At 74.3% G+C, this 5411-nt stretch carries 4 protein-coding genes; all 4 read right to left on the minus strand.

Annotated elements, in window-relative coordinates; translation table 11 throughout:
- Positions 1 to 1755, minus strand: a 1755-nt coding sequence (locus Mterra_RS18320; RefSeq protein WP_170159734.1) for a glycoside hydrolase family 38 N-terminal domain-containing protein, incomplete at its 3' end; no start/stop codon positions are given.
- Complete coding sequence (locus Mterra_RS22550) at positions 1739 to 3001, minus strand: hypothetical protein (protein ID WP_170159735.1); 1263 nt, start codon at positions 2999 to 3001, stop codon at positions 1739 to 1741. The genes Mterra_RS22550 and Mterra_RS18320, both read right to left, overlap by 17 nt.
- Complete coding sequence (locus Mterra_RS18330; RefSeq protein WP_119316454.1) at positions 2998 to 3840, minus strand: ROK family protein; 843 nt, start codon at positions 3838 to 3840, stop codon at positions 2998 to 3000. The genes Mterra_RS22550 and Mterra_RS18330 overlap by 4 nt, the downstream gene beginning before the upstream one ends.
- 19 nt (positions 3841 to 3859) lie before the next feature.
- The coding region (locus tag Mterra_RS18335) for a DUF4127 family protein (protein WP_119316455.1) at positions 3860 to 5411 on the minus strand (1552 nt) is incomplete at its 5' end.

Here is a 5411-nt window from a genome sequence, read left to right on the forward strand (position 1 = left end):
GCCCAGCCCGGCCCGCTCGGCCAGCACCAGCGCCGCCTCGGCCTCGACCAAGGCGTGCTCGAGCCGCCGGTTGAGCCGCTTGAGCTCGGCCTGGGTGGTGTAGGTGGCCCGGTGCAGCTCGAGGTACATCTCCCCCACCCACACAGGCAGGGCCGAGGACGGCGGGGCGCCGGTGGCCGAGGGCCGACGGTCGGTAGCCAAGGGCCTTTGCTGCTCCCCGCCCTCCCGGCTTTCGGCGTTGGGCGCTCGGCGTTCGACGGCCCCGTAGAAGCCCTCCACCCGCCCGATCTCGGCCCTGGGCAGCCCCGGAAAGGCGCGGTAGCGGGCGTAGCGCTCGAGCATCTCGGCGCTGGGGCCGCCCCCGCCGTCGCCGTAGCCGAAGGCGTAGAGCGAGGTAGGGTGGTGGCGCTTGCCCTTGAAGTTGTGCCAGGTGCCCGCGAGGTCCTTGGCCTCGAGCCGCCCGTTGTAGCTCTCGTTGGGGTTCCAGAAGCCGTGGGCCAGCACCCGCGTGCCGTCGAGGCCCTCCCACTGCCACAGGTCGTGGGGGAAGGCGTCGGTCTCGTTCCAATTGAGCTTGGTGGTGAAGAAGTAGGGCAGCCCGCCCTGGCTCAGCACCTGCGGCAGGTTGGCGGCGAAGCCGAAGGTGTCGGGCAGCCAGGCCACCGAGGCCCGCCGCCCGAACTTCCGCTCGAAGTAGCCCTGCCCGTAGAGGAGCTGCCGCGCCCAGGACTCCCCCGAGAGCAGGTTGCCGTCGGGCTCGACCCACGTCCCCCCCACCAGCTCCCAGCGGCCCTCCCGCACCCGCTTTTTCACCTCCTCGAACAGCTCAGGGTCGTCGGCCTCGAGCCAGGCGTAGGCCTGGGCGCTGGACTGGTTGAAGCACAGCTCGGGGTAGCGCTCCATCAGGTGCAGCACGGTGGCGAAGGTGCGCCGGACCTTGCGCCGGGTCTCGGCCACGGGCCACAGCCAGGCCAGGTCGATGTGGGCGTGGCCGCTCATGAGCAGGTGGCCCGCCGGGGGGTAGCGCCCCCGGATGGCCTCGAGCCGCCGCGCGAGGTGGGCCCGCGCCGCCTCCAGGCTGGCGCGGTGCTCCGGGCCCAGCGCCAGGCCGGGGCCGTCGAACTTCCACTCCTCCCAAAGCTGCGCGGTCATCCCCGACCAGCCCGAGCGCTCGAGCTGCTCGAGGTAGGCCTGGGCCGGGCCGCGCGGCAGCCGGACGAGGGCGAAGGTCTCGGAAAGGGCGTCGAGCAGGAGCCGGGCCACGTCGGGCTGGACCTGCTGGGCCGCGTCCAGGGCGCAGGCTAAGTCGGTGTGCAGCGCCCGCACCTGGAGGTCGGGGACGAAGAGCCGGGCCTCCTCGAGCCGGGGGTGGGGCGCCGGGCTGCCGAAGAGGCCCTTGGGCACCGCCTCGACCTCCAGCGCCACCACCTCGGCACCCGCGGCCGCCTCGAGCAGCGGGTACTCGCGGTGGAAGGGGTTGAGCCCGCCCAGGGCCTTGCCGTCGAGGGTCAGGAGCCCCTCCCCGCCCACGTTCAGCCGCACCCACACCGGCTTGCCGGCCCAGGCGCTGGGCACGTGGCCGCTGAAGATCATCTCGGCGGGGAAGGCCCGGCTGGGCCACTCCTGCCCCACCTCCAGCGGCAGCCAGTCGGTGTTGGGGGCGCGGAACTCGCACTCCAGCGGGAAGGCCTCGAGGTCGCTCCAGGCCGATAGCTCCTGCAGCCGTGCCCGCAGCCGCTCAAACTCCTGCTTCATAGCCTTCCTTCCCCTCGATCCAGGCCCGCACCATCCCGGGCGTGACGGGCTCCTCGAGCAGGCGGCGGAACCAGCCCTCGGCGGGAAGCTGCCCGCTGGCGTACGGACGATTGTCCGTCCCGGAGGGAATCTGCCCCCGCACCCGGAACAGCTCGTCGAGCAGGTCGCCCCCGGCGGTGTAGGTGAAGATGTAGGAGCGCCAGGTGGGGTTGGTGATGAACTCGAGGCTCTTGCGGGCCCGCTCGGGCGTGGCGAGGGCGTAGCGCCGGAGGTAGCCCAGCACCTCGGCCTCGGGGCGCTTCTCCTCGTGCAGCAGCAAGGCCGCGTTGCCCGAGACGTGCTTGAGGGCGCGCTGCTGCCGCACCGCCGCCTGCATGGCCTCGACCTCGGCACGGCCCACGCCCAGGCCCAGGTACTGCGCGAGCTCGAGCAGCCACTCCGTCTCCTCGGCCTCCGGGAGCACCATCGCGCGGGCCTTGACCGCGATCCCCTCGGAGATCACGCACTCGGGGGAGTTGATGAGCAGGATCGAGGCCTCGGCGTGGCCCTGCTCGCGGTACAGGCGCAGCTCCTTGAGCACGTGCTCGGTGTGGTGGCCGGGGTAGCCCTCGTGGGCCATGGTGTCGGGGAGGGAATAGAGGTGGGTGGGGAGGTCGGTGTTGAGGTCGATGCGCGAGCGGTAGCCGCCCAGGTACCAGTTGTAGGCCCCCCAGGGCTGGTCCCTGACCAGCTCCACCGTGAACGACTCCTCCCTCGGCAGCCCGTAGCGCCCGCGCACCCGCTCGCCCAGGCGCTCGAGCAAAATCCCCAGCACCTCCCCCACCCGCCCCGGCGGCACCACGAAGCGCTGTCGGAAGGCCTCCAGGCGCTCAGGAACCGGCCCCCGGCCCGGCAGCACGTCCTCCAGGCCGGCGATGGCCTCCTCGAAGCGGGACTCGGGCACCGCCCCGGCCTCCACGCCGTACAGCCGCCGCACCTCCTCGCGGTAGGGCAGCGCCTCGCCCTGCAGCAGCGCCAGGGTGGTCTGCATGGCCGCGACCTGCGCCTTTAGCCAGGCGCGGCGCGGTCCGGGCCCCAGGCCCTCCACCGCCCGGGCCAGCCCCTCGGCCTGCCGCGCCAGCTCCGCCAGCGGCAGCATGGCCTCGGGCTTCCAGTCCTCGGGGCCGAAATAGGCGTCGATGTAGCCCGGGAAGTGCTGCTCGATGCCGTGCGCCAGTTCGATGTAGTGCCGTGCCACGTCGGTCATTGCGAAGTCCTCCCGGCCCAGTCGGCCGCCCCGATCAAGCCCGCGTCCGCGCCCAGCGCGGCGGGGAGCACCTCGAGCGCGTACAGCGGGTCCAGGCGGCCCAGCGCGGCCCGCACCCGCTCGAGGTAGCCCGCCGAGAGCCCCAACCCCCCGCCGATCACGGCGCGCTCGAGCCCCAGCATCACCTTGAGGTCGGCCAGCTTGTCGGCCACCAGGCCCGCGCTCTCGGCCAGCTTGGCCTCGGCGGCGGGGTCGGCGGCGGCCCGCCGGACCACCTCCCGCGCCCCCTCCCAGCCGCGCCCCCGCGCCCAGCGGTCCAGGGCGCCGCCGGAGGCGACGAGCTCGAGCGGGGTGCCGTCCGGCGCGCGCATGTAGCCCATCTCGGCGTGCAGGCCGTGGCGGCTGAGGTAGAGCCGGCCGCCCAGCACCAGCCCGCTGCCCACGCCGGTGGACACGGTCACGAAGATGAAGTTTTCCACGCCCTGCCCGGCCCCGTAGGCCGCTTCGCCCCAGGCCGCCGCGTCGGCGTCGTTGACGACCGCCGTGGGCAGCCCGGTGGCCCCCTGCAGGGCACCCTGCAGGTCGTAGGCGTGCCAGCCCTGCAGGGTGTCGGCGTTGAGCGCGGTGACCTTGCCCCCGGCCACGCCCCCGGTGGCGGCCACGCCCAGGGCCCTAGCCCCCGGCAAGAGCGGGCGCAGCAGCTCCAGCGCGGCCCGCGTCACCGCCTCGGGGCCGCGGTCGTGGGTGGGGGTGGGGGCCTCGAGCCGCTCCAGCACCCGCCCCCCCTCCACCCGCGCCGCCGCCAGCTTCGTTCCCCCGACGTCGAGCGCCAGGATCATAGGCTGGAGTCCTCGTGCTTCATGATCCGGAGCCCTCGTGCTTCAGGGGGCTGGGGTCCTCGTGCTTCGGGGCGCTGGAGTCCTCGTGCCGCATGCCCCCATTCTCCCGGATGAGCCGCAAGGGGAAGACGCCGGTGAACAGCCGGGGCCAGGCCAGCGAGGCGGGCCCGCGCTCGAGCCGCATCCCCGGCAGCCGCGAGGCGAAGTGCCGCGCCCACAGCTCCTCGACCAAAGGGGCCATGCGGGCCTCGACCAGGGCCTCGGCGCGGGGCTTGAGCTCGCCTAAGTCGAAGGGGCTGGGGTTGGCGAGCGCCTCGCGCACCTCGCCGCGCACGCGGCCCTGGTAGAGCCAGTCGTCGGTGAGCCTCGAGAGGGTGGCCTCGGCCAGGGCCACGGGGTCGCCCCCGTGGAGGGCGCAGACCCCACAGGCGATGGCGCTGCCCAGGGTGTTGCCCGCCGTGTTCCAGGCGGCGTACCCGGCGAGGCGGGTCACGTCCACCGCCTGCAGGAGCAGCCGGGTGAAGCGCTCCTCGGCCCCGTTGGCGTAGGCCACGTCGGCCACGGCGACCCGGCGGCCCGCCCCCAGGTCTTCGGCGACGCGCTCGACGAACTCGGGCAGGTGGCGGTTGGCGGTGTCCACCGCCTCGAGGTCGGGCTGGCGGTGGGCCTGGCGGTGGGCGGGGGCGTTGACGGCCAGGATCAGGTCGGCGCTTTCAGGGCTCGAGGCCGCCACGCAGCCCGCCGCCCGCAGGTGGGCCTTGACCAGCTCGCCCAGCACGCGGTCCTCGTAGAGCATCACGCTGTGCGGGGCCAGGGCCGAGGGGTAGCGCACCCAGACGCGGGGCTTGCGGCCCGAGCCGTTGACCAGAGCCCGCGCCAGCAGCACCGCCGCCACCTCGTCGGCGCCGGGGTACACGTCGGCCCGGTTCCACAGGGAGAGCGCGTCCAGGCGGGCCTCGAGCCGCCGCCGGTCGCGCGCGGCCAGCCCGTAGGGGGTGGTGTCGTCGAGGGTGAGGCACAGGTGCTCGAGCACCCCCTCCTGCAGCAGGCCGATGGCCGCCTGGTGCAGGGCGTGGTTGCGCTCGCGGGTGGAAAGCCAGTCCCCCAGCACCTCGGCGGGCACCGCCTTGCGGGCCTCCTCGAGCCCGCCGGGGTCGGCCCCGCGCTCCACCCGGTCCGTCCACTCCGACACCCGGCGCAGCGCGGCGCCCCACTCGCCGTAGTAGGGCTTCTCCTCGAGCGGGTCGTTGTCGTGGGCCACCCGCACGATCACGCCGTGGGCCAGCAGGCGCAGCCGGGGGTTGTCGCGCTTGACCTCGCGCAGCGCCTCGAGCCGCCCCAGCGCCGCCTCGAGCGGGTCCGAGACCCGGCGGGCCGGGATCATGCCGCCCAGGGCGAGGGTCTCGAGGGTGACGAGGGCCGCGTCGGCAGCGGGGGCGTGCTCGCGCAGCCATTCGGCGATCCCGGCAACGTCGCCGGGCCGGTTGAGGTCGTTGAGCAGCCCCAGCGGGGGCGAGAGCAGCTCGACCCCGGCCACCCGCGCGAGCTGGTGGGGGAGCTCGAGGGTGGGC

It is taken from the genome of Calidithermus terrae (assembly GCF_003574345.1).
GTDB classification, from domain to species: Bacteria; Deinococcota; Deinococci; order Deinococcales; family Thermaceae; genus Calidithermus; species Calidithermus chliarophilus.

What these genes read in the sequence shown, in the direction of transcription:
- Mterra_RS22550 (WP_170159735.1), bottom strand. Translation starts at nt 3,001, where the DNA reads ATGACCGACGTGGCACGGCACTACATCGAACTGGCGCACGGCATCGAG.
- Mterra_RS18330 (WP_119316454.1), bottom strand. Translation starts at nt 3,840, where the DNA reads ATGATCCTGGCGCTCGACGTCGGGGGAACGAAGCTGGCGGCGGCGCGG.